Annotated in this window: 19 protein-coding genes and 1 pseudogene; 10 read left to right on the forward strand and 10 right to left on the reverse strand. The window is 72.7% G+C overall.

The features are described from left to right. Nucleotides 1–463 precede the first annotated feature (463 nt). The 3 genes from ABD999_RS16875 to ABD999_RS16885 all read right to left on the reverse strand — a co-directional run bounded on the left by ABD999_RS16875 (nucleotide 464) and on the right by ABD999_RS16885 (nucleotide 3,049). Nucleotides 464–1,204, reverse strand: coding sequence for a LytR/AlgR family response regulator transcription factor (locus tag ABD999_RS16875; protein WP_148032762.1), 741 nt, complete (start codon nucleotides 1,202–1,204; stop codon nucleotides 464–466). A 65-nt stretch (nucleotides 1,205–1,269) separates the two neighbouring features. After that, nucleotides 1,270–2,397, reverse strand: coding sequence for a sensor histidine kinase (locus ABD999_RS16880; RefSeq protein ID WP_148032763.1), 1,128 nt, complete (start codon nucleotides 2,395–2,397; stop codon nucleotides 1,270–1,272). A gap of 55 nt (nucleotides 2,398–2,452) precedes the next feature. Further along, on the reverse strand, nucleotides 2,453–3,049 hold the full coding sequence (locus tag ABD999_RS16885; protein WP_219543360.1) for a molybdopterin-dependent oxidoreductase: 597 nt from the start codon (nucleotides 3,047–3,049) through the stop codon (nucleotides 2,453–2,455). A 248-nt stretch (nucleotides 3,050–3,297) separates the two neighbouring features. Here ABD999_RS16885 and aroF point away from each other — a divergent pair, with 248 nt between their 5' ends. Continuing rightward, nucleotides 3,298–4,329, forward strand: coding sequence for a 3-deoxy-7-phosphoheptulonate synthase (gene aroF / locus ABD999_RS16890; RefSeq protein WP_271275357.1), 1,032 nt, complete (start codon nucleotides 3,298–3,300; stop codon nucleotides 4,327–4,329). Between the two features lie 35 nt (nucleotides 4,330–4,364). On the opposite strand, the gene thiI is transcribed toward aroF, so the two are convergent. Continuing rightward, entirely contained in the window at nucleotides 4,365–5,561 is a 1,197-nt protein-coding gene (gene thiI, locus ABD999_RS16895) for a tRNA uracil 4-sulfurtransferase ThiI (RefSeq protein WP_148032766.1), read from the reverse strand. Nucleotides 5,562–5,777: 216 nt separating this feature from the next. On the opposite strand from thiI, the gene ABD999_RS16900 reads away from it, so the two are divergent. After that, complete coding sequence (locus ABD999_RS16900) at nucleotides 5,778–6,605, forward strand: MHYT domain-containing protein (RefSeq protein WP_271275358.1); 828 nt, start codon at nucleotides 5,778–5,780, stop codon at nucleotides 6,603–6,605. A 148-nt stretch (nucleotides 6,606–6,753) separates the two neighbouring features. Here ABD999_RS16900 and ABD999_RS16905 read toward each other — a convergent pair whose 3' ends face one another. Beyond that, nucleotides 6,754–7,779 (reverse strand): 6-phosphofructokinase, encoded by a 1,026-nt coding sequence (locus ABD999_RS16905; RefSeq protein ID WP_148032768.1) that lies wholly within the window; start codon nucleotides 7,777–7,779, stop codon nucleotides 6,754–6,756. A gap of 116 nt (nucleotides 7,780–7,895) precedes the next feature. On the opposite strand from ABD999_RS16905, the gene glpK reads away from it, so the two are divergent. Further along, nucleotides 7,896–9,362 carry a glycerol kinase GlpK gene (glpK, locus tag ABD999_RS16910; protein ID WP_271275359.1) on the forward strand — a complete coding sequence of 489 codons (1,467 nt, stop codon included), beginning with the start codon at nucleotides 7,896–7,898 and terminating at the stop codon, nucleotides 9,360–9,362. Nucleotides 9,363–9,393: 31 nt separating this feature from the next. Next, nucleotides 9,394–10,119 carry a Clp protease N-terminal domain-containing protein gene (locus tag ABD999_RS16915; RefSeq protein WP_148032770.1) on the forward strand — a complete coding sequence of 242 codons (726 nt, stop codon included), beginning with the start codon at nucleotides 9,394–9,396 and terminating at the stop codon, nucleotides 10,117–10,119. Here the strand turns inward: ABD999_RS16915 and ABD999_RS16920 are convergent. Then, nucleotides 10,116–11,027: a lactonase family protein gene (locus ABD999_RS16920; RefSeq protein ID WP_271275360.1), complete on the reverse strand. Its 912-nt coding sequence runs from the start codon at nucleotides 11,025–11,027 to the stop codon at nucleotides 10,116–10,118. The genes ABD999_RS16915 and ABD999_RS16920 overlap by 4 nt on opposite strands. A gap of 30 nt (nucleotides 11,028–11,057) precedes the next feature. On the opposite strand from ABD999_RS16920, the gene ABD999_RS16925 reads away from it, so the two are divergent. Continuing rightward, nucleotides 11,058–11,981, forward strand: coding sequence for a bifunctional helix-turn-helix transcriptional regulator/GNAT family N-acetyltransferase (locus ABD999_RS16925; RefSeq protein ID WP_219544647.1), 924 nt, complete (start codon nucleotides 11,058–11,060; stop codon nucleotides 11,979–11,981). Here the strand turns inward: ABD999_RS16925 and ABD999_RS16930 are convergent. Next, nucleotides 11,938–14,106, reverse strand: coding sequence for an MMPL family transporter (locus ABD999_RS16930; protein ID WP_271275361.1), 2,169 nt, complete (start codon nucleotides 14,104–14,106; stop codon nucleotides 11,938–11,940). The two genes, ABD999_RS16925 and ABD999_RS16930, sit on opposite strands and share 44 nt — an antisense overlap. Before the next feature lie 93 nt (nucleotides 14,107–14,199). Here ABD999_RS16930 and ABD999_RS16935 point away from each other — a divergent pair, with 93 nt between their 5' ends. Next, nucleotides 14,200–14,817 (forward strand): TetR/AcrR family transcriptional regulator, encoded by a 618-nt coding sequence (locus ABD999_RS16935; protein ID WP_271275362.1) that lies wholly within the window; start codon nucleotides 14,200–14,202, stop codon nucleotides 14,815–14,817. Here ABD999_RS16935 and ABD999_RS16940 read toward each other — a convergent pair. Both ABD999_RS16940 and ABD999_RS16945 read right to left on the reverse strand, forming a co-directional pair. Continuing rightward, nucleotides 14,781–15,803: an alkaline phosphatase PhoX gene (locus tag ABD999_RS16940; protein WP_271275363.1), complete on the reverse strand. Its 1,023-nt coding sequence runs from the start codon at nucleotides 15,801–15,803 to the stop codon at nucleotides 14,781–14,783. The two genes, ABD999_RS16935 and ABD999_RS16940, sit on opposite strands and share 37 nt — an antisense overlap. 145 nt (nucleotides 15,804–15,948) lie before the next feature. Further along, the gene (locus ABD999_RS16945; protein WP_148032775.1) at nucleotides 15,949–16,416 is read right to left on the reverse strand and encodes a Dps family protein; all 468 of its coding nucleotides are present in this window, start codon (nucleotides 16,414–16,416) and stop codon (nucleotides 15,949–15,951) included. Between the two features lie 89 nt (nucleotides 16,417–16,505). Here ABD999_RS16945 and ABD999_RS16950 point away from each other — a divergent pair. From ABD999_RS16950 to mmuM, 4 genes and pseudogenes are all read left to right on the forward strand, one after another. Next, nucleotides 16,506–16,760 (forward strand): annotated as a pseudogene (locus ABD999_RS16950) (MerR family transcriptional regulator); the annotation flags it as partial. Between the two features lie 885 nt (nucleotides 16,761–17,645). Then, nucleotides 17,646–17,786: a hypothetical protein gene (locus tag ABD999_RS16955; RefSeq protein ID WP_271275371.1), complete on the forward strand. Its 141-nt coding sequence runs from the start codon at nucleotides 17,646–17,648 to the stop codon at nucleotides 17,784–17,786. Then, entirely contained in the window at nucleotides 17,783–20,101 is a 2,319-nt protein-coding gene (locus tag ABD999_RS16960; protein WP_271275364.1) for a VIT domain-containing protein, read from the forward strand. Before ABD999_RS16955 ends, ABD999_RS16960 begins: the two co-directional genes overlap by 4 nt. A gap of 688 nt (nucleotides 20,102–20,789) precedes the next feature. Continuing rightward, nucleotides 20,790–21,647, forward strand: a complete 858-nt coding sequence (gene mmuM / locus ABD999_RS16965) for a homocysteine S-methyltransferase (protein ID WP_271275370.1) — start codon at nucleotides 20,790–20,792, stop codon at nucleotides 21,645–21,647. Between the two features lie 15 nt (nucleotides 21,648–21,662). Here the strand turns inward: mmuM and ABD999_RS16970 are convergent, their stop codons facing one another. Beyond that, nucleotides 21,663–22,370, reverse strand: coding sequence for a lysophospholipid acyltransferase family protein (locus ABD999_RS16970; protein WP_148032777.1), 708 nt, complete (start codon nucleotides 22,368–22,370; stop codon nucleotides 21,663–21,665). Nucleotides 22,371–22,372: the final 2 nt, after the last annotated feature.

Here is a 22,372-nt window from a genome sequence, read left to right on the forward strand (position 1 = left end):
ATCGCGGTCTTGCCGCGGCCCCGGCGGGCGCCCCTGCACGTGTCCGGCCGGCGGGCCCAACCCCCCGGTTGAGGGCCCGACAGCCGAGGTGACCTGGTGGTCACCATGGATCCGGCACATGCGGTGAGCCTTCCGGCTCGTCCCCCCAGATGCGCCGGGTGGCTCCGATGCCGAAACACTACGGTCGTGATCTACCTGGGGAAACCCCCTTGGCTGACAGCTCGCTGAACGGCGTGTAGCCATCGATGTGCGGAGAGTGCGCGCACGACGAGCGGTCACCGGGGCGCGTCGAGCGGTCGCTCCGTGCCCGCCCCGGGTCTCCCCTGGGGTTCCCGGTGGGTCCGCGATGAGGCCGCGCGAGGCCGTGTGACCTGGGAAATCACGATCGTCAACGGACCCGGGCAGCCCGGCGGACGGGTGTGCGGCGGCTTCTCGTTCACGCCCGCCCGGGGACGAGCGGGGGTCAGGACATGACGCCGCGGTGCTGGCGGACCAGCTGCTCGCGGACCTGCCTGCTGTGCCTGCGGCTGACCTGGAGGGTCTCGGTGCCGACGGTCAGGGTGACGCGGCCGCCCTCGAACCGGAGCTCGCTCACGTGGCGGCTGGAGACCAGTGTGCTGCGGTGGACCCGGATGAACCCGGCGTCCGCCCAGCGGCGCTCCAGCGCCGCCAGGGACATGCGGACGAGGTAGCTGCCGTCCACGGTGTGCAGGCGCACGTAGTCGCCCTGCGCCTCGGCGAAGCGCACGGCCTGCTGCGGCACGAACCGGGTGCGGCCGCCCAGCTCGACCGGGATCACGTCGTCGTGGCAGGGGTCGGCGGGCGGCGAGGAGGAGACCTCCAGCCTGCGCACCGCCTCCGACAGCCGCTCCGCCCTGACGGGCTTGAGGAGGTAGTCGACGGCCTCCAGCTCGAAGGCCTGCACCGCGCACTCGTCGTGGGCGGTGACGAACACCAGCTTCGGCGGGCTGGGGAAGCCGCCGACCAGCCGGGCCAGGTCGAGGCCGTCGAGGCCGGGCATGCGGATGTCGAGGAACACGGCGTCGAGCCGCTCGCCCGAGGCCACCATCTGGACCATGTCCTGCAGCGCCGCGACCCCGTCGGAGGCGGTCAGCACCTGCTCGACGCGGCTGTCCTGGCGCAGCAGGTAGGCGAGCTCCTCCAGCGCGGGCACCTCGTCGTCGACGGCCAGAACACGAAGCATGTCACTACGCTGCACCAGAAACGCCTGCCCCACAAGGCCCAAGAACACGCTGCGTCACAATCGCGTCACAGAGAGGTCAACTGTGCCTTGGGCACCCGCAGCCGCACTTTCGTGCCCGCGCCCAGCGCCGTCTCGACCACCAGCCCGTAGCCGTCGCCGTAGATCTGGCGCAGGCGCAGGTCCACGTTGGCCAGGCCGATGCCGGTGCCCTCGCGGCCGGGGTCGTCGTCCAGGACGCGCCTGGCGCATTCGGGGTCCATCCCGGCGCCGTCGTCCTCGACCGTGATGTGCGCCTCCGGCCCGGCGTCGCGGGCGACGATCCGCACCTCACCGGCGCGGCCCCGCATGCCGTGCTTGATGGCGTTCTCGACCAGCGGCTGCAGGCACAGGAACGGGACGGGCACGGGCAGCACCTCGGGCGCCACCTGGAGGCTGAAGCGCAGCTTGTCGCCGAACCTGGCACGTTCCAGGAGCAGGTAGCGGTCGACGCAGGTGAGCTCGTCGGCGAGGGTGGTGAAGTCGTGCGCCCGGCGCAGCGCGTACCGGGCGAAGTCCGCGAAGTCGAGCAGCAGCTCCCGGGCGCGCTTGGGGTCGGTGCGGACGAACGAGGCGATGGTGGTGAGCGCGTTGTAGACGAAGTGCGGCGAGATCTGCGCGCGCAGCGCCCGCCTGTCGGCCTCCAGCGCGCGCCGCCGCGAGGAGTCCAGCTCGGCCAGCTCCAGCTGGCCCGACATCCATCGGCCGACCTCGCCGACGGTGCGCACCAGGCCGGCGCTGAGCTCGTCGTCGAAGGCCGCCAGCGTCCCGACGATCCTGCCGTCGACGGTCAGCGGCACCACGACCGCGCCGTACGGCTCGCCGGCGAACACCTGCGCCCGCCCCGAGGCGAGCGCCGACCTGGCGTAGGTGAGGACCTCGTCGGTGCAGGGGCCGTCCCACGCCAGCGCGGCCTCGGTGGAGGTGATCGCGACCGCGTACGTGCCGAGCAGGGCGTGCAGATGGCGTACGGCCCTGCGCGCGGAGTCGCGGTTGAGCCCGGCCCGCAGGGCGGGGGCCGCCAGGGCGGCGAGGTGCAGGGTCGTGAAGGTCGCCTCCCGGTCCGGGCGGCGTTCGGGCACGGCGCGGCGCCGGGCAAGGGTGTGGCCGAGGATGAAGGCGAGACAGGGGAGCACCACGCAGGCGGTGGTCAGCATGCGGGCAACCGTAGCCAACAACCACCCAGGCGTGGGCGGAAACCCGCAGGTCACCTCATGGGGGGCCGTCGCCCGGATCCTCCTGGTAGGAGTAGCGCTGTTCGCGCCAGGGGTCGGCGACGTTGTGGTAGCCGCGTTCCTCCCAGAAGCCCCGGCGGTCCTCCAGGAGATACTCGATCGCGCGCACCCACTTGACGCTCTTCCACCCGTAGAGATGGGGCACCACGAGGCGGACGGGCGCGCCGTGCTCGGCGGAGAGCGGCTTCTCGGCCAGCTCGGTGGCGAAGAGCGTGGCGGGCGCGGTGAAGTCGGACCACCGGAGGTTGGCGCTGTAGCCGTACTCGGCCCAGATCATCACGTGGCGCACGCCCGGGTCGGGCGGCACGGCCGCGGCGAGGGCGGCCGGCGGCACGCCGCTCCACTCCAGGCCCGGCACGGAGAACTTGGTCACACAGTGGAAGTCGGCGACCCGGGTCACGCGGGGCAGGCCGGCGAACTCCTCCCAGCCGAAGCGGCGCTCCTCGCCCGAGGCGGTGGCGCCGAACACCTGGAAGTCCCACGACTCCGGCTTGAACGGGGGCACCCGGCCGTAGTGGATCACAGGTAGGCCGCGGGGGACGTACTGGCCTGGCGGCAGGCGCGTCTCCTCCACGATTACTGCTCCCCTCACCGGTATCGCGGTCGGGTGCCATCCTCCCACCGGTCGGTGTGCGGCTCGGCAGCGGGTCGAGGTGGGGTACTATTGCGGCACTATGCGCACCGCGTTCCTGTTTTGGTATGGCGACGGACCCATCGGTCGGACCGTTCGCCACCTAGCGCTGCGCTAGCAGACATAGGCGAGCACGAAGGCCCCGGGTCCGACAGGACCCGGGGCCTTCTGCGTTTCCCGAAGGAGTACACATGGTCATCGTGATGGGCCCGGAGGCCACCTCCGCGCACGTGGCGACCGTCGTCGGCGTCGTGCAGTCGGCCGGTGTGGAGGCGTTCGTGAGCAAGGGGGTGCAGCGCACGATCGTCGGCCTGGTAGGCGACGTGACCCAGCTCGACGCCGCCAGCCTGCGCGGCATGGCGGGGGTGCGCGACGTGATGCGCGTCTCGACCCCGTACAAGCTGGTCAGCAGGGAGAACCATCCCGAACGCTCGACGGTCCACGTGAGCGGGGTGCCGATCGGGCCGGGCACGGTGACACTGATCGCCGGGCCGTGCGCGGTGGAGACGCCGGAGCAGACGCTGGACGCGGCCAGGATGGCCCAGGCCGCCGGGGCGACGCTGCTGCGCGGCGGCGCCTACAAGCCGCGCACCTCGCCCTACGCGTTCCAGGGGCTGGGTGAGGCGGGGCTGCGCATTCTGGCCGACGTGCGCGAGCGGACCGGGCTGCCGATCGTGACCGAGGTGGTGGAGGCCCAGGACGTGCCGCTGGTGGCCTCGTACGTGGACATGCTGCAGGTCGGCACCCGCAACGCGCAGAACTTCGGGCTGCTGCAGGCGGTCGGCGCGGCCGGGAAGCCGGTGCTGCTCAAGCGCGGCATGAGCAGCACCATGGAGGAGTGGCTGATGGCGGCCGAGTACATCGCGCAGCGCGGCAACCTGGACGTGGTGCTGTGCGAGCGGGGCATCAGGACCTTCGAGACCGCCACCCGCAACACGCTGGACGTGTCGGCGGTGCCGGTGGCGCAGCGCCTGTCGCACCTGCCGGTGATCGTGGACCCGTCCCACTCGGGCGGCCGGCGCGACCTGGTGCTGCCGCTGAGCAGGGCGGCCATCGCGGCCGGCGCCGACGGGGTGATCATCGACGTGCACCCGCGGCCGGAGCAGGCGCTGTGTGACGGGCCGCAGGCGCTGGTCGACACCGACCTGGGCGAGCTGGCCCAGGTGATGCGCGACTTCCCGCCGCTGCTGGGCAAGACGGCCGCCGCCGCGCTGACGGTCTGAGACCCCGGCGGGGCCCGCCACGGGCCCCGCCGATGTCAGAGCTTGTATTCCTGGATGGAGTCGGCGAGCTGGACGGCCAGCTCCTCGGCGTCGAGGCGCTTCTCGATCTGCTTGAGATCCTCGATCTTGGCGCGGGTCTCGGCGCGGCGCGGGGCGAGGAGCGAGCAGCAGTCCTCGTCGGGCAGCTCGGAGATCTCCAGCGTGCCGATGCGCCGGGCCTCGGCCATGATCTCGGTCTTGTCCCAGCCCACCAGGGGACGCAGGATCGGCAGGTCGACGGCGTGGTCCTGGGCGGTGATGTTGGCCAGCGTCTGGGAGGACACCTGGCCGAGCGCGTCGCCGGTGATCAGGGCCCCGGCGCGGATGCGGTGGGCGACCTCCTCGGCCGTCTTGAGCATCAGCCGCCGCTGGGCGATCACGGCGAGCCGGTCCTGGCCGGAGTTGCGGATCGACTGCTGGGCCTTGCCGAACGGCACCACCCAGAGCCGCGCCCCGCCCTGGAACCGGTCGAGCTTCCTGACCAGCGCGTAGGCCTTGTAGATGGACTCGGACGTGGTGAACGGGATGCCGGAGAAGTGGAGGAAGTCGACGTGCAGCCCGCGCCGCATCATGCGGTAGGCGGCCACCGGCGAGTCGATGCCTCCGGACATGAGCACCAGCGCCCGGCCGCTGCTGCCGACCGGGAGCCCGCCCTGGCCGGGCAGGCCGCCGGTGAAGACGAACACCTCGTCCCTGTCGACCTCGACGAAGAGGGTCAGCTCGGGGTTCTTCAGGTCGACCGGCAGGCCGTACTCGTCGTTGATGGCGCCGCCGACGAGCCGGTCGAGCTCGTTGGAGCGCAGCGGGAAGCGCTTGTCGCGGCGGCGGGAGCGGACCGCGAAGCTGGCCTTGCGCTTGACCTCCTCGCGCTCGGCGAACAGCGCGAGCCCGGCCTTGAGCACGGTCTCGGGGTCCTTGGCGACCCGCCAGGCGGGGTGGATCCACACCAGGCCGGGCACGTCGGCGACCCGCTCGGCCACGGCATGCGCCTGCTCGGCGGTGGTGCCTTCGGGCAGGAAGATCGCGATGACGCCGTGGCGCCTGCGCACGTCGACCTTGAGGTCGAACTCCTTGAGCGCCTGGCGGATGTTGCCGATGAGTCGGCGTTCGAACAGCTCGCGGTTCTTGCCCTTGAGGACGATCTCGCCCAGTTTGAGCAGAACGCACGGCTCGCCCAGGGCTGGCATCGTCATGGTGGAACCTCCGGGGGAGACAGGGGATGCGCGGTAGAAACAACGCCTCGCGGCATCGAGTTTAGTCCGCGCGGGACGCTCGCGAACGTCGTGAGCTTGCCTCGCCTTTGCCGGCCCTCTCCCAGGTGGGAACCCTTTCGGCCGACACGAAATCGTTAGTTGCGCTTTCATCTACCCCGCCCGCATACTCCTGCCAACCGAACCAAGGGGCGGGATATGTCGCCGATCGACCACTTCGCGCACGGCGGGCTCACGCCCGTCCTCGCCTACGCCATGTCCAGCCTGGGCTGCATGCTCGGCCTGCTGCTCAGCTCCCGCGCGCGGCTCGCGGAAGGACGCGAGAGCGCCTACTGGCTGATCGGCGCGGCCGTCGCCATCGGCGGCACCGGCATCTGGACCATGCACTTCATCGCCATGATGGGCTTCTCGGTCGCCGGCACCGTGATCCAGTACGACGTGCCGCTCACCGCCGCGTCCGCCCTGCTGGCCATCGTGGTCGTCGGCGCCGGCCTGTTCCTGGCCCACCACGGCAGGCAGCGGCCGGCGTTCCTGCTGAGCGGCGGCGTGCTGGCCGGCGTCGGCGTGGCCGGCATGCACTACCTGGGCATGGCCGCGATGCGGATGTCCGCGCACGTGTCCTACGACCCGGTCACGGTCGCCCTGTCCGTGCTCATCGCCATCGCCGCCGCCACCGCGGCGCTCTGGTTCGCCGGTCGGGTCACCGGGGCGCTGAAGATCGGCGCCGCCGCCCTGCTCATGGGCGTGGCGGTGTCGGGCATGCACTACACCGGCATGCTGGGGATGTCCGTGGAGCCGCACCACACCCCCGGGCCGGTGGGGGGCACGCCGGGCATCGACTTCCTGCTGCCGCTGCTCGTCGGCATCACCGTCGTCACGGTGGGCCTGCTGCTGGCCGTCATGCTCTCCCCCAGCGAGCGGGAGCTCCGCCACGAGCAGGAGTACCTCACCCGCGCGGCCGGCCCCCACCCGCGCGACGGCGAGGGCGCGCCGGATGTGGACTACTTCGGCACGCCCCGCGGTTGAGCTATCTCCTAGGTACGGCTTGCGACGCGTGGTGGGCCGCCGACTCGCCGCGGCGCAAGCCGTACCCTGAAGGGGGGTTGTAGCGGTAACCCCGCTGCTCCAGAAGGTACGGCCGGCCGCTTGCAAGTCACTTACAGCCCGGCGACACTCAGCCGAAGAAGACCTCGGCCTCGGCGTAACGCTCGACCGGGACCGTCTTGAGCTCGGCGGTGGCCTCGTCGAGCCCGATGCGGACGATGTCCGTGCCGCGCAGCGCCACCATCTTGCCGAAGTCGCCGTCGTGCACCGCGTCGATCGCCTGCAGGCCGAACCTGGTGGCCAGCACCCGGTCGAACGCGGTGGGCGTGCCGCCGCGCTGGATGTGGCCGAGCACGGTCGTGCGGGCCTCCTTGCCGGTGCGCTTCTCGATCTCCTTGGCCAGCGTCTCCCCGATGCCGCCCAGGCGGACGTGGCCGAACGCGTCCAGCTCGCCGGCCTGCAGCTGCATCTGCCCCTCGATCGGGTGGGCGCCCTCGGCGACCACGATTATCGGCGAGTAGCGGGTGCGGAAGCGGGACTCGACGTACTCGCAGACGCGGTCGATGTCGAACGGCTTCTCCGGGATGAGGATGACGTTGGCGCCGCCGGCCATGCCGGCGTGCAGCGCTATCCACCCGGCGTGGCGGCCCATGACCTCGCAGATGAGCGCCCGGTGGTGGGACTCGGCGGTGGTGTGGAGCCGGTCGATCGCCTCGGTGGCGATGTTGACGGCGGTGTCGAAGCCGAAGGTGTAGTCGGTGCCCGACAGGTCGTTGTCGATCGTCTTGGGCACGCCGACGACCCTGACGTCGCGGTCGAAGAGCTGCTTGGCGACGCCGAGGGTGTCCTCGCCGCCGATGGCGATCAGCGCGTCGACCCCGGTGGCCGCCAGGTTCTCCTTGATCCGGTCGACGCCGCCCTCGATCTTGAGCGGGTTGGTCCTGGAGGAGCCGAGTATCGTGCCGCCGCGCGGCAGGATGCCCCGGACGGCCTGGATGTCGAGCGGCATGGTCTCGCCCTCCAGGGGGCCGCGCCAGCCGTCGCGGAAGCCGACGAACTCATGCCCGTAGACGCTCACCCCCTTGCGGACTACGCCCCTGATCACGGCGTTCAGCCCGGGGCAGTCTCCGCCCCCGGTGAGCACTCCTATACGCATGGCGGGTTCCTCCCGATGTGGTTCACGACCAGAATCGCATTGTGCCCGTCATAGCGGGCATTGGTCTAGACCAAACGCGAGCGTAGCGGCCCAAACCCGGTTCAGGAGGCGATTTCGTGAGTGTGTTGGCCATCGACGCGGGAACGACGGGTGTTACGGCACTCGTCGTGACCGAGGACGGCCGGATCGAGTCGAGGGGGTACGAGGAGTTCGCCCAGCACTTCCCGCGGCCGGGCTGGGTGGAGCACAACCCCGAGGACATCTGGCAGGCCACGCTGAGCGCCTGCGCCGCCGCCCTGGCCGGGGCGTCGACGACGCCGGCCTGCGTCGGCATCACCAACCAGCGTGAGACGGCCGTGCTGTGGGACCGCCGGTCGCTGGCCGCGCCGCGCCGCGCCGTCGTGTGGCAGGACCGGCGCACGGCCGGCATCTGCGAGCGACTGCGCTCGGCCGGGCACGAGCCGAGGGTGGCCGAGCTGACCGGGCTGCGCCTCGACCCGTACTTCACCGGTTCCAAGCTCACCTGGCTGGCCGAGAACGACCCGGCCGTGTGGGAGGGCGTCACCTCGGGCCGGGTGGTCGTGGGCACCGTCGACGCCTACCTGATCGCCCGGCTCACTGCGGGCGCGCGCCACGTGACCGACCCGTCCAACGCCTCGCGCACGCTGCTGTACGGGCTGGAGTCCGGCGCGTGGGAGCCGGAGCTGTGCGAGCTGTTCGGGGTGCCCGAGTCGGCGCTGCCCGAGGTGGTGCCCAACTTCGGGGAGCTCGGGCGTACGGACCCGGGCGCGTTCCTCGGGCTGGAGCTGCCAATCAGCGGGGTGGCGGGCGACCAGCAGGCGGCGCTGTTCGGGCAGACCTGTTACGCGGCGGGCGAGGTCAAGTGCACCTACGGGACGGGCTCGTTCATCCTGACCAACACCGGCGGGGAGATCGTCCGCTCGGAGTCGGGGCTGCTGACCACCGTGGCCTGGCAGGCGCCCTCGGGAGAGCGGACCTACGCGCTGGAGGGGTCGGTGTTCGTGACCGGGGCGGCCATCCAGTGGCTCCGCGACGGGCTCGGGCTGATCGGCACCGCCCCGGAGTCCGAGGCGATCGCGCGCACGGTGCCCGACAGCGGCGGCGTGGTGTTCGTGCCCGCGCTGACCGGGCTGGGCGCGCCGCACTGGGATCCGGAGGCGCGCGGGCTCATCACCGGCATCACCCGCGGCACCACCCGGGCGCACCTGGTGCGGGCCACGCTGGAGGCGATCGCGTTCGAGGTGCGTGACGTGGTGGAGGCGTCGGCCGAGGGCCGGCCGCCGGTGCTCAAGGCCGACGGCGGGGCCAGCGGCAACGACCTGCTCATGCAGTTCCAGGCCGACCAGCTCGGCACGCCGGTGGAGCGGCCGGTGATCCAGGAGACGACGGCGCTGGGCGCGGCGTTCCTGGCCGGGCTGGGCGCCGGGGTGTGGGGCTCGCGGGAAGAGCTGCGCAAGACCTGGCAGCTCGACCGCCGTTTCGAGCCGGGCGGGCGGGACGACGCCCTGTACGACCGCTGGCGGAAGGCGGTGGAGCTGGCCATGGCGTCAACCGAGGGTTGACGGTCACTTGCCGTCAACCTATGGTTGACGCATGGAACACACCGTTCGTCTCGACGACCTCATCGAGGTCATCAAGAGCCGCTACCCCGATGGCGACCCGCTCGGCGAGCTGTCCGACGCGGTCACCCTGGGCGAGCACCTGGGCGAAGTGGCCGACCATCTGATCGGCCACTTCGTCGACAGGGCCCGCCACTCCGGCGCGTCCTGGACCGACATCGGCCGCAGCATGGGGGTGTCCAAGCAGGCGGCGCAGAAGCGGTTCGTGCCCAAGGAGGGCTCGCTCGCCGAGGACCTGAGCAGCTACGCGCGCTACACCGCCCGCGCCCGCGTGGTGATCGTCAAGTCACAGGAGGAGGCGCGCCGCCTCGGGCACGACCACATCGGCCCCGGTCACCTCGTGCTCGGCCTGCTGCACGAGCCCGAAGGGCTGGCGGCCAAGGCCATGGTGACGCTCGGCGCGCCGCTCGCCGAGGTCAGGCAGGCGGTGGAGAGCGCGCTCGGCCCGGGCGGCGACGCCCCGCCGGCCACGCCGCCGTTCTCCGCGCAGGGCAGGAAGGCGCTGGAGCTGACGCTGCGCGAGGCGCTGCGGCTCGGCCACAACTACGTCGGCACAGAGCACCTGCTGCTCGCCCTGCTCACGCTGGACGAGGACCCGGCCGCGCAGGCGCTGGCCGGGCTCGGGCTGACCAAGGAGGCCGCCGAGGAGCAGCTCAAGCGGATGCTGACGGAGCTCGTGATCAGAGGCGGGACCGGCTAGGCGGGCAGCACGCAGGACGCGCCCTCGGCCTCGATCACCTCACCCGTCGGCTCGGGGACGCCGCCGGCGAGCGCGAACTCCGCCACGCTCCCCGAATGCTGGTTGGCCACGTACATGCGGTCGCCGTCGATCGCGAAGTGGCGCGGCCACGCGCCGCCCGACGGCACCTCCGCCACCTGCGACAGGTCGTCGGCCCGCAGGACGGAGATCGTGTCGGGGCCGCGGTTGGCCACGTAGACCAGGTCTCCGGCGAGCTCCAGGTGGGACGGGGCGTTGTCCGTCACGGTGGTGGAGGCGCGCACCCGGATGCCGTCCTCGCCGGCGGCCAGGCGGGTGACGGTGCCGTCGAGCTCGCCCGCGACGTAGAGGGTCGAGCCGGCGAAGGCGAAGTGGCGCGGGCCGGTGCCCGGCGGCAGCCTGATCGGCTCCAGCGCCTCCCCCTCCAGGGTGTAGCGGCGGATCTCGTCGGTGCCGAGGTCGGAGACGTACAGCAGGTCCTCGTGGAAGACGGCCTGGTGGGCGTGCGGCCCCCGCTGGCGCTCGGGGTGGGGCCCGGAGCCGTGGTGGCGGAGCACGATCGGGTCGCCGTCGAACACGCCGCGCGAGTCGAGCCGGTGGAGGGCGGCGGCGCCGTCGCCGTAGTTGGCCACCGCGAGGAGCGACCCGGACGGGTGGACGGCCAGGTGGCACGGGCTGTCTCCCCCGCTGGAACGCTCGTCCCACGGCGACAGCCTGCGCCCTCCGGCGCCGAAGGCGGTGATCCAGCCCTGGGCCAGCTCGCCCACCGCGTAGATCACGGGAAGCGAGGGATGGCGCGCCAGGAAGGAGGGGGCGGCGAGGCGGGTCAGCTCGCCTCCGGGCTCGATGATGCCGGGGCCGTAGCCGCCTATGTAAAGGTGCCTCTTCACACGGCCATCCTCTCATGGTTGACTGAGGCAATGAATTCGTTGACAGAGGCAAGAGTTTCTGAGGTCCGGGCCTTCAACCGCTTCTACACCAAGGTCATCGGAGTGCTGCAGGCCGGCATGCACCACCTGCCGTACTCGCTCACCGAGGGCAGAGTGCTGTTCGAGGTCGCGCACGCGGACTCGATCGGGACCGGCGAGCTGCGGGCGCTGCTCGACCTGGACGCGGGCTACCTGAGCCGGATCCTGGCCAGGTTCGACGGCGACGGGCTGATCGTCAGGGAGCGCTCGGCCGCCGACGCGCGCAAACACGTGGTACGGCTCAGCCCGGCGGGGCGGAAGGCGTTCGAGACGCTCGACCAGGCCTCGAACGAGGACATCGAGCGCCTGCTCGCCGGATTGCCGGAGGACGCCAGGGAGCGCCTGGTCACCGGCATGCGCGCGATCAGGGACGTGCTCGACCCGCCCGCCGGGCCGGAGTCCTGCCTGATCAGGCCGCTCAGGGACGGCGACCTGAGCTGGGTGGTCCACCGGCACGGCGTGCTCTACGCCAGGGAGTACGGCTGGGGCAGGGATTTCGAGCTGTTGGTGGCGCGGATCGTCGCCGCCTTCGACCCGTCGCGCGACACGGCCTGGATCGCCGAGGTCGGCGGCCGGCCCGCCGGCTCCGTCTTCTACATGCGCAAGGACGACACCACGGGGCAGCTCAGGCTGCTGCTGGTGGAGCCGTCCGCGCGCGGCCTGGGCCTGGGCCGGCGGCTGGTGGACGAGTGCGTGCGGCACGCCAGGGCCGACGGGTGCGAGCGGCTGGTGCTGTGGACCCGCGACTGCCTGACCAGCGCGCGGCGCGTCTACGAGGCCGCCGGGTTCCGGCTCGACTCCCAGGAGAAGGGGATGGAGAACGGGATCGAGCTCAACGAGGAGATGTGGTCGCTCGACCTCGCGGCCACCAGTTGAGCGGGCCCGCCAGCCGCATCAGGCTCGGCACCAGCACCGCCCTGATCAAGGTCGCGTCCACCAGCACCACGACCGCCATGCCGACGCCCAGCATCTGCACGAACGAGACCGAGGCCGTGGCGTAGGCGGCGAACGTGAGCGCCAGGATGCCGCCGGCGGCGGTGATCAGAGGGGCGCCGCCCTGCAGCCCGGACGCCACCGCCCGCTCGGTGTCGCCGGTCCTGTCGTACTCCTCCTTGATCCGCGACAGGAGGAACACCTCGTAGTCCATCGACAGCCCGTACGCCACGCAGAGCATGAGGATGGGGATGCTCGGGTCGAGCGAGCCGGTCGGCGTGAACCCGAGCACCCCCGACAGGTTGCCCTCCTGGAAGACCCAGACCAGGGCGCCGAGCATGACACCCAGGCTCAGCACGTTGAGCAGCGTCGCCTTGACGGGCAGCAGGACGCTGCGGGTCATGGCGAGCAGCACGGCGAACGTCACGCCGAGCATGAGCGCGAGCAGCAGCGGCAGCCGGTCGACCACGGAGGCGCGGTAGTCGGCCAGCTCGGCCGGATAGCCGCCGACCAGCACCTCGAACGGCGGCGGCACCGCGCGCACCGCCTCGACCAGCCGGACGGGGTCGTCGGCCAGCGCCTCGGCGGAGGGCACCACGGACAGCCAGGTCCCTTCCCCGGCGAACCGGGACACGTCGCCGTCCCCCGCCCGCTGACCGCCCGCGAAGATCCCGGCGGCGGAGTCGACCTGGGCGACGCCCGGCACCTGGGACAGCGCGGCGGCGTACCGGGTCACGTCCCCGCCCGCCGCGCCGGCGGAGACGATCTGGACGGCGTCCGTCTCCTCGGCGGGGAAGCCCTGGCGGATGATGTCCTGGGTCTGCCGGGGCGCGGCGTCGGGCGGCAGGACGCGGTCGTCGGCGACGCCGAAGCGCAGGCTCAGGAACGGCGAGGCCAGCAGGAGCAGCAGCGCCGCCGCCGCGCCGCCGTACGCCAGGGGCCGCCGCATCACCCGCACCGCCAGCGCCGCCCAGAACCCGCCGGGCCGGGCCGGCCGCTCCCGCCGCGGCAGCATCCGGCCGCCGATCGCGGCGAGCACGGCGGGCAGCACGACCACCGCCGCCACGACACCGCCGGCGACCACGGCGATGCCCGCGTACGCGAACGAGCGCAGGAAGTCGAAGGGCAGCGCGAACAGGACCGCGAGGGAGGCCGCGACGGTCAGCCCGCTGAACAGCACGGTGCGCCCGGCGTGCTCGACCGCCCCGGCCACGGCGGCGGCGCGGTCGCGCCCGGCGCGCACCTCCTCGCGGAAGCGGGCGATCACGAACAGGCTGTAGTCGATGCCCAGCCCGAGCCCCATGGCCAAGGTCAGGTTGAGCGCGAAAGTGGAGACATCGGTGTACGTGAGCGGGACCCGAAGCAGCGCCAGCCCGGCCACCATGGCGAACACCCCGGCCAGGATCGGCACCAGCGCGGCCGCCGCCCGGCGCAGGTACAGCCAGAGCAGCGCGAACGCCAGCGGGAAGATCACCAGCTCGGCCCGGACGAAGTCCTGCCTGGCCAGCGGGACGGTCGCCCGGAACACCTCCTCGCCGCCGCCGGAGCGGACCTCCAGGAGTTCCGTCCCCTCGGTGATCTCGGGGACCAGCGCGGGCAGCACGGTGGCCCGGACGTGCCCGGCGTCGCCGGGGACGCGCACCAGGATCAGCGCGTGCCGGCCGTCCTCGCTGCGCAGCGTGGGCGGCCGGCCCCGGCTCCAGTAGGACTCCACCCCGGCCACGCCCTCGTGCCCGGCCACCCGCGCCGCCAGTTCCCGGCCCTGGGCGGCGACGGCCTCGTCGTCCACGGTGCCCCGCCGGGCCGTGACCAGGAAGATCATGTCCGGGCTGCCGGTGCCGAACCGCTCGGCCAGCTCGGCCTGCGCCCGGTCGGACTCCGAACCCGGCGCCTCGAACCTGGCCAGCGACAGCCGCGGCACCGCCCCCGCCGCCAGCGCCCCCGCCAGCACGAACAGCGCCAGGGCCAGCCCCAGGACCGCCCGCCGCCTGCGTACCAGGAAGAACCCCAGCCTGCGCAGCGGCGGCCCGGCATCGCGCCGCACCGGCGCGCGCTCCGTGATCAGCACTCCATCCACCCCTGAAACTCGGTAAACTACTCGTGTTTTGTTCGCCGACCCAGAAATACAAGTGAATGCTCGTATTTGTCAATGTGGGGTGCCATGGCTGAGCGCACGGTGCGCCGTCAGGCGCGAGGCCTGAAACGGATGGCGGAGATCCTCGACGCGGCCGAACAGGTGATCGCCGAGATCGGCTACCCGGACATGACCACGAACCAGGTCGCGGCCCGCGCCGGGCTGTCACCGGGCTCGCTCTACCAGTTCTTCCGCAACAAGGAGGAGATCCTCGACGGCCTGGTGACCCGCTACACCGACGGCCGGCGGGACTTCTGGGAGTCGCGGCTGGCCGCCGTCACCCCGGAGGTGCCGCTGGAGGCCCTGGTCGACGGGGTGGTGGACGAGAGCGTGGCGTTCAAGGCGCGCTCGCCCGCGTACTGGTCGCTGCTGTACGGCTCCGCGACCGGCGACAAGCTGGCGGCGGCCTCACAACAGCTGCACCAGGCGATCGCCGGGCAGGTGGCGGCCATGCTGCGGCGCCGCTCCCCCGGTCTGGACGAGGCGCGCGCCCTGCTCATGGGCACGATGGCGGTGGCCATGGTCAAGGCCGTGATGCCGCTGGTCTCCGCCGCCGGACCGGCGCGGGCGGCCGAGCTCGTCGCCGAGCTCAAGAGGGCGCTGGTGGCCTATCTGCGGAACGGGCCGGTGACCTCGAACGTGTGACCCTCATCCGAGCCCCGCCTGGCGGAGAAGTAGAGCCGGTCACCGCCCGGCGCGAACGCCAGCCCGGTCAGCTCGGCGCCCGCGTGACCGGCGAGGGTGAGGAACGGGGCGATCTCGCGGTCGGGAGTGATCACGTCGATCCGCGTGGTCCGCCTGGTCACGTACAGGTCGCCGGACGGGGCCGCGGTGACGGCGCGCACGCCGTCGCACAGCCGCTCCACCGCCGAGGTCTGGGCGTCGTAGGCCCACAGCGCGCCGTCGCCCCTGGTGGTGAAGAAGCACACGCCGCCCGCGTAGTGGCAGGCGTCCGCGCGGTCGAACCGGCGCGCCCCGCGCACCTGGTGGCGGGTGCCCTTGAGCAGCGCGGCCGGCCACGGCACCGGCTCCCACCGGCCCGAGCCGCACAGCACCTCGAGCGCGCCCTCGGTCAGGTCGCCCCAGTCGTACGGACGGAACCGGTAGAAGCAGCCGTCGGGCTCGCCCTCGGTCAGGTAGACCACCCGACGGTCGGGGTCGCAGGCGGCCGCCTCGTGCTTGAACCGGCCCATGGCCAGCCGGGGCCGCGGCGCGCGGGCGCCGTACGGGTCGCACTCGAACACCCGGCCCCGGTGGCCGAGCTCGCACGACAGCCACGTGTTCCAGGGCGTGGCGCCGCCGGCGCGGTTGAGCTCGGTGCCGGACAGGATGCGGTAGGCGTCGCCGACGGAGCCGTCCGGCCGGAAGCGGATCGCCGCCGCGCCGCCGAGCAGCGACAGCTCGGAGTTGGACACGTAGATCCAGCCGTCGCCGTCGGGGAAGCAGGCACCCCCGTCGGGCGCGGCGTGCCACGTCAGCCCGGCCACCTTGCTCCCGGAACTGGCCACCACCCTGCCGCCGAACCCCGCGGGCAGGGTCAGCCCGCCGGCGACGGGCTCCTCGACAGGTCCGTAGGGGCCCGCGCCGCCCTGGGAGAGCGGGCCCGTGCGGAGGAGAGTCTTGCGGGACATCTTGAGGCCTCCCTCTGGGTGCCACGCTAGTGGACCGCACGGACATGAATGGCGAGGACTCCGGGATCGAACAGAATGCGAACTGCCCGCGCCGGACATGCGGAAGCCCGGGGCCGCTCGGCTCCCGGGCTGGTGACCGCACACATCAGCTCATGGCCTGGAACATCCAGCGCTGCTTCTCGATCTCCTGGGTGACCGCGATGATGATGTCCTGCGTCGCCTGGTCCGTCTCATCGGTCAGGTCGATGCGCTCGCGCATCCGCTTGCTGACGCCGTCGAGGATGTCGGTCATCGTCGCCGCCACCTTGCCCGACTCGATCCAGCCGGACTCCGGCTGCGTCAGCTTGGTGGACTTGGACACCGTGGCGGCCCTGCCGTCGGCGTTGGCGCCCAGCGCGACCAGGCGCTCGGCGACGATGTCGGTGTGCGCGCGGGCCAGCGAGACGACCTCGTCGAGCTGCAGGTGGACCGAACGGAAGTTCGGGCCGATGACGTTCCAGTGCAGCTGCTTGCCGACCAGGGACAGGTCGATCAGGTCCATCAGGGCGCCCTGCAGGCACTTCGCGGTGGTGGTCTTAGCTTCGCCCGAAAGCGGGCTGGTAATCGGAGCCATGGTGTACCTCCTCCCCGTAGATGTCCCTTTCATTCGTCTTATCCGAATTCCCCTTGACACTGTAATTGTGACAGTGTCACTGTGAGGACATGAGCGACACCTGGACCATCGGCGAGCTGGCGGAGCGCGCGGCCGACGCGCTGCGCGCGCACGCGCGGCCGCTCAACGGCCGGGTCCGCGAGGTGCCGGGCGAGCGGCTCATCAGGTGGTACACCACGATCGGGCTGGTCGACCCGCCCCTGACCCGGCGCGGCCGGATCGCCCGGTACGGGCGCCGTCACCTGCTGCAACTCGTGGCCGTCAAGCGGCTGCAGGCGGAGGGCATGTCGATCGCCGACATCCAGATCGCCCTCGCCGGCGCCGCGGACACCACCCTCGAAGCCACCGCCCGCCTCCCCACCGACCATTGGCCCGTCCCGGGTCCGGACCCCGGCCACCCCACCCCAGACCCCCACCAACCGGCCCGCACCACGCCCTTGCCCCCGGCCCCCGCCATAGCGGCTCCGCACACCCCCCGGCCTTCATCGGGCCCCGGCACGCCACAGGCCGCAAGGGCAGACCAGTCGCACGCCACGGAACCCACCCCACCGAGAGCTCAGCACCCCACGGGATCGGACACGGCGCAAACTTCTGGACCGGGCGCTCCGCACCTCGCGGGACGGGACCCGGCGCAGATCCCCGCACCGGCTCCCCCACACTCCGCAGGAGCGGATGCGTCACAAACCTCCCGGCCGCGCGCTCCACACCCCACCGGGACAGACCCGACGCAGATCCCCACGCCGGCTCTCCCGCACTCCACGGGAGCGGATGCGTCACAAACCTCCCGGCCGCGCGCTCCACACCCCACCGGGACAGACCCGACGCAGGCCCCCGCACCGGCTCTCCCGCACTCCACGGGAGCGGATGCGTCACAAACCTCCCGGCCGCGCCCTCCACACCCCACCGGGACAGACCCGACGCAGGCCCCCGCACCACCTCCCCCGCACTCCGCAGGAGCGGATGCGGCGCGGGTTCTTGGGCCGGGAACGGGTCGCCGGGGGAACTCGGTGGTTCCCTCTGGTGGGGTGACCCCGCCAGGGGGGCTTACCGAAGGCGGGGGTGAGGGTGCGTACCGAGGGGACGGGAATCCGGGGGTACGGGCCAGGTTCTGGACGGATCGGACGGCGCAGGAGGCGGATCGGGCTGCGGAAGGGGCGGACCGGCCCGTACAAGAGAAGGTGCCGGGTGCCGTGCACGGGGTGCGACTGGCGGCCGGGGTGGTGCTGGTGCTCGACGGGACGGGCCCGGCGCCGGGAGACGACGACGTGCGGGCACTACTCGCGGCCGCGGCGCCGCTGCTCGCGGTGCTCGAAGAGAGGGGACTCACATGAAGATCACATCGCTCGAGCCCGCCCGATGCGTGCCGGAGCCCGACGCGGGGATCGGCGCGCTGCGGACCGAGCGCGGCAACCTGCCGCTGGAGAGCGTCGACGTGCACGCGACGATCTCGGGCCTGGTCGCCGGCGTCGAGGTGGCCCAGGGCTTCCGCAACCCGTTCGACGTCACGCTGGAGGCCACGTACGTCTTCCCGCTGCCCGACAGGGCGGCCGTCACCGCGTTCCGGATGGAGGCGGACGACCGCGTCGTCGAGGGCGTGCTGAAGGAGCGCGGCCAGGCCCGCGCCGACTACGACCGGGCGCTGCGCGAGGGCAGGCGGGCGGCGATCGCCGAGGAGGACCGGCCGGACGTGTTCACCATCCGCGTGGGCAACATCCTGCCCGGCGAGCGGGTGACGGTCCGGCTGACGCTGAGCCAGCCGCTGCCGTACGAGGACGGCGCGGCGACGTTCCGCTTCCCGCTGGTGGTGGCGCCCCGCTACATCCCCGGCGAGCCGATCGACGGCGAGCCTGCGGGCTCGGGCGCCGCGCCGGACACCGACGCGGTCCCGGACGCCTCCCGCATCACTCCCCCGGTGCTGCTGCCCGGCTTCCCGAACCCCGTCCGCCTGTCCCTTTCGGCCAGGATCGACGCCGCCGGGCTGGAGCTGCGCGAGCTGGCCTCCAGCCTGCACGTGGTCGAGGAAGAAGGCGACATCGTACGACTGCGCGCCGGTGAACGGCTGGACCGGGACTTCATCCTGCGGATGTCGTTCGCCGCGTCCACGTCCCTGCAGTTCGACGGCGCGGGCACGTTCGCGCTGTTCGTGGTCCCGCCCGAGCTGGAGGCCGACAGGCAGCCGCGCGACCTCGTCCTGCTGCTGGACCGTTCGGGCAGCATGGCGGGCTGGAAGATGGTCGCGGCCCGCAGGGCGGCGGCCCGGATCGTGGACACGCTCACGCCGCGCGACCGGTTCGCTGTGCTGGCGTTCGACTCGGTGGTGGAGGAGGCGTTCGAGGGCCTGGCCGAGGGGTCCGACCGCAACCGCTACCGCGCGGTCGAGCACCTGGCCAGGGTGGACGCGCGCGGCGGCACCGAGCTGCTGGAGCCGCTGCGCCGGGCGATCGGCCTGCTGGACGGCGAGCAGGGCAGGGAACGCGTCCTGGTGCTGGTCACCGACGGCCAGGTGGGCAACGAGGACCACATCCTGGAGCTGACCGGCGGCGCGCTGTCGGCGATGCGGGTGCACACGGTCGGCATCGACCGGGCGGTGAACGCGGGTTTCCTGAGCAGGCTGGCCGGTCTCGGCGCGGGCCGCAGCGAGCTGGTCGAGTCGGAGGACCGGCTGGACGCGGCGATGGAGCAGATCCACCGCCGGATCGGCGCGCCGATGGTGACGGACCTGTCGCTGAAGGACCTGGACGTGGAGCCGGGCACGGTCACCCGGCTGGGGTCGATCTTCCCGGGGGTGCCGCTGCGGGTGTACGGGCGGTGCCGGGGCGGCTCGTCGGTGACCGTGCGCGGGCTGGCGTCCGGCGCGCCGTGGGAGGAGCGGGTGCCGGGCACCGTCGCCGACAGCCCCGCGCTGCGCGCCGTCTGGGCGCGGGCCCATCTGCGCGAGCTGGAGGACCGGTACGCGATGGGCGAGCGGGAGCTGGAGCGGGAGATCGTCCGGGTCTCGCTGGAGCACGGCGTGCTGTGCCGGTTCACCGCCTACGTCGCGGTCGACTCCCGGCCGGCGGCCGAGGGCGGCCCCGAGCACCGGGTGATCCAGCCGGTGGAGCTGCCGAGCGGGTGGGAGACGCCCGCCGCGCCGATGGCGTTCGGGCTCACCGCGATGGCGGGCCCGGCTCCCGGCGCGATCGCGCCGGCGGTGGCCCGGATGAGCTCGGCCGGTTTCGACGACCTGGACGTGCCCGACTTCCTGGCGGGCGGCGCGGCGGGACCGCGCGGCCCGGTGTCCGGCAGGCCCGCGGGGATGCCTCGCGGTCCCATGTCCGCCCGTCCCGCGCCCGCGCCCCGGGCGACGCGGGGCCTGGACACCGTCAGGGTCCAGCTCGTCGCCGAGCTGGACCGGCTGAAGGCGCTGCACGCGCCGAACGCCCTCTACCTGGCGGACCTCGGCTCCCGCCTGGCCGCCCTGTCGGCGTACCTCGGCGGGCACGCCGAGCTGTCGGCGCTGGCCCGCGAACTGGAATCGGCCGAGCGTCCCGGAACCGACCCCGAGTCCCTCAGGCAGCGGGCCATCGAGGTGCTCACCGCCCTCACCGGCGGCCCTCCCCCGGGAAACCCCGGCGACGCCCGCCGCCCCTTCTGGAAGCGCCCCTGACGGCGCCCCGGCGCGCCGCCCGTTCTGGAAGCGCCCCTGACGGCACCGCCCGGCGCGGAGCGCCGCCCGTTCTGAAGCGGTCCTGACGGGCGGCGCCCGGCGCGTCGAGTCCGCCGTCGCTCCGGCCCGGCCGGGTACCCCGGTCGGGCCGGAGAGCCGCCCGGTCTGCCCGACGACGGGCCCCGCCCGAAACTCGGCCAGGCCGAAGAGCCGCGCGGTGCCACCCGACGACCCGCCCCACCGGGAACGCGGCCAGGCCCAAGAGCCGAGCGGCGCCGCCCGACGACGCAGCTCCGCCCGGCCAAACCCGAGAGCCGCGCGGGGCCCCGGACGGCGCGCACCGCCATAAAGCCACGCGGCCGGACGACGCGCACCGCCGGAGAGCCTCGCCGTGTTGCGCGGCGACGCGCCGAAGGGCTTTGTTTGGGGTGATTTCTCACAGTCTTGACATCCTCCAGACCCTGAATGTCGGGAGAACGCTTGCTGCGGTATTACACCGGCTTCAGCAGGCCTTTCGCCTCTTCGTACGCCCTGCGGGGAGGGTGTCCTGCAGGGTCCGATTCCTCCCACCCGGGGGCGGGGTCTCCTCGGGGACGGCTGACAAACGAGCGGATGACGGTCCCGGGAAAACGCATGCCTGAGGGGCCGGACAACCCCGTCCGGACCATATTCTGGACGGGTGACCACGATGGTTCTGGACGGTGGGCTCTCCACCCAGCTCAGTGCGCTCGGCGCCGACCTCGGCGACGAGCTCTGGACGGCGCGCCTGCTCCTCGACGACCCCGGCCTGATCCGCCAGGCGCACGCCGCCTACTTCGCGGCCGGCGCCGACGTGGCCACGACCGCCAGCTACCAGGCGTCCGTCCCCGGCTTCGTGCGCCGGGGCCTCGACCGCGGCCAGGCCGAGCGCCTGATCCGCGCCTCGGTGGAGGTGGCCGCGCAGGCCCGCGACGAGGCGGGCCACGGGCTCGTCGCCGCCTCGATCGGCCCCTACGGCGCCTACCTCGCCAACGGCGCCGAATACACCGGCGACTACGGCATCGACGAAGACGCCCTGCTGGCCTGGCACCGCCCCCGCTGGGAGATCCTCGCCTCCTCGGAGGCCGACATGCTCGCCTGCGAGACCATCCCGTCGTTCGCGGAGGCGCGGGCGCTGGCCAGGCTGCTGGCCGAGACGCCGTCGGTCAAGGTGTGGGTGAGCTTCTCCTGCCGCGACGCCGCCCACATCAGCGACGGCACCCCGATCACCGAGGCCGCGGCCCTGTTCGCCGGCAACCCGCAGGTGGTGGCCGTCGGCGCCAACTGCACCGCCCCGCGGCACATCCCCGGCCTCATCGCCGCGCTCCGCGGCGGCCTGCCCATCGTGGTCTACCCGAACTCCGGCGAGACCTGGGACGCCGCCGAACGCCGCTGGCGCGGCCTGGCCGACCCGATCGAGTACGGTCAGGCGGCCAAGGAGTGGCAGGCGGCGGGGGCCTCGCTGATCGGCGGCTGCTGCCGTACGACTCCAGAGCACATCCGGCAGATCGTCGTCCACCTGCCCTGACAGGCGGGAGCCGGGTCACTCGCCCTTGGCCGCGGCCCTGGCCGCGCGCTCCATCTCGACCCTGGCGCTGGCGGCGTACTTGTCAACGTACTCCTGCCCCGACAGCTCCATCAGGGCGTACATGATCTCGTCCGTCACCGCGCGGAGCACCAGCCGGTCGTCCTCCATGCCGTAGTAGCGGGAGAAGTCGAGCGGCTTGCCGAACCGCACCTCGGGCCGGATGCCGAACTTCGGCAGCGGGCGGCCCGGCGGCATCATCTCGAAGGTGTTGACCATGGCCCACGGGATGACCGGGGCCCGCGACTCCAGCGCCAGCCTGGCCACGCCGGTCTTGCCCTTGTAGAGGCGGCCGTCGGGCGAGCGGGTGCCCTCGGGGTAGATCCCGAGCAGGTGGCCCTCGCGCAGCACGCGAAGACCGGTGCGGAGCGCGGCCTCGCTGGCCTTGCCGCCGGAGCGGTCGATCGGGACGGTGCCGACCCCGCTGAAGAACATGCGGGTGAAGAAGCCTTTGATGCCGCGCCCGGTGAAGTAGTCGGACTTGCCCAGGCTGATGACCTTGCGGCGGAGGTGGAGCGGGCCGAAGAAGTGGTCGGCGAAGGAGAGGTGGTTGCCGGCGAGGATCGCGGGCCCTTCCTTGGGCACGTTGTCGACGCCTTCGGCCCACGGCCGGAAGACGATGTGGAGGATCGGCCCCAAGATGGCCTTGACCACCCAGTAGAACACCC

It is taken from the genome of Nonomuraea ferruginea (assembly GCF_039540635.1).
Taxonomy (GTDB): Bacteria; Actinomycetota; Actinomycetes; order Streptosporangiales; family Streptosporangiaceae; genus Nonomuraea; species Nonomuraea ferruginea.

What these genes read in the sequence shown, in the direction of transcription:
- ABD999_RS16905 (WP_148032768.1), bottom strand. Translation starts at nt 7,779, where the DNA reads ATGCGTATAGGAGTGCTCACCGGGGGCGGAGACTGCCCCGGGCTGAAC.
- ABD999_RS16945 (WP_148032775.1), bottom strand. Translation starts at nt 16,416, where the DNA reads ATGGCTCCGATTACCAGCCCGCTTTCGGGCGAAGCTAAGACCACCACC.
- aroF (WP_271275357.1), top strand. Translation starts at nt 3,298, where the DNA reads ATGGTCATCGTGATGGGCCCGGAGGCCACCTCCGCGCACGTGGCGACC.
- ABD999_RS16940 (WP_271275363.1), bottom strand. Translation starts at nt 15,803, where the DNA reads ATGTCCCGCAAGACTCTCCTCCGCACGGGCCCGCTCTCCCAGGGCGGC.
- ABD999_RS16915 (WP_148032770.1), top strand. Translation starts at nt 9,394, where the DNA reads ATGGAACACACCGTTCGTCTCGACGACCTCATCGAGGTCATCAAGAGC.
- thiI (WP_148032766.1), bottom strand. Translation starts at nt 5,561, where the DNA reads ATGACGATGCCAGCCCTGGGCGAGCCGTGCGTTCTGCTCAAACTGGGC.
- ABD999_RS16875 (WP_148032762.1), bottom strand. Translation starts at nt 1,204, where the DNA reads ATGCTTCGTGTTCTGGCCGTCGACGACGAGGTGCCCGCGCTGGAGGAG.
- ABD999_RS16960 (WP_271275364.1), top strand. Translation starts at nt 17,783, where the DNA reads ATGAAGATCACATCGCTCGAGCCCGCCCGATGCGTGCCGGAGCCCGAC.
- ABD999_RS16900 (WP_271275358.1), top strand. Translation starts at nt 5,778, where the DNA reads ATGTCGCCGATCGACCACTTCGCGCACGGCGGGCTCACGCCCGTCCTC.
- ABD999_RS16935 (WP_271275362.1), top strand. Translation starts at nt 14,200, where the DNA reads ATGGCTGAGCGCACGGTGCGCCGTCAGGCGCGAGGCCTGAAACGGATG.
- ABD999_RS16880 (WP_148032763.1), bottom strand. Translation starts at nt 2,397, where the DNA reads ATGCTGACCACCGCCTGCGTGGTGCTCCCCTGTCTCGCCTTCATCCTC.
- ABD999_RS16925 (WP_219544647.1), top strand. Translation starts at nt 11,058, where the DNA reads ATGAATTCGTTGACAGAGGCAAGAGTTTCTGAGGTCCGGGCCTTCAAC.
- mmuM (WP_271275370.1), top strand. Translation starts at nt 20,790, where the DNA reads ATGGTTCTGGACGGTGGGCTCTCCACCCAGCTCAGTGCGCTCGGCGCC.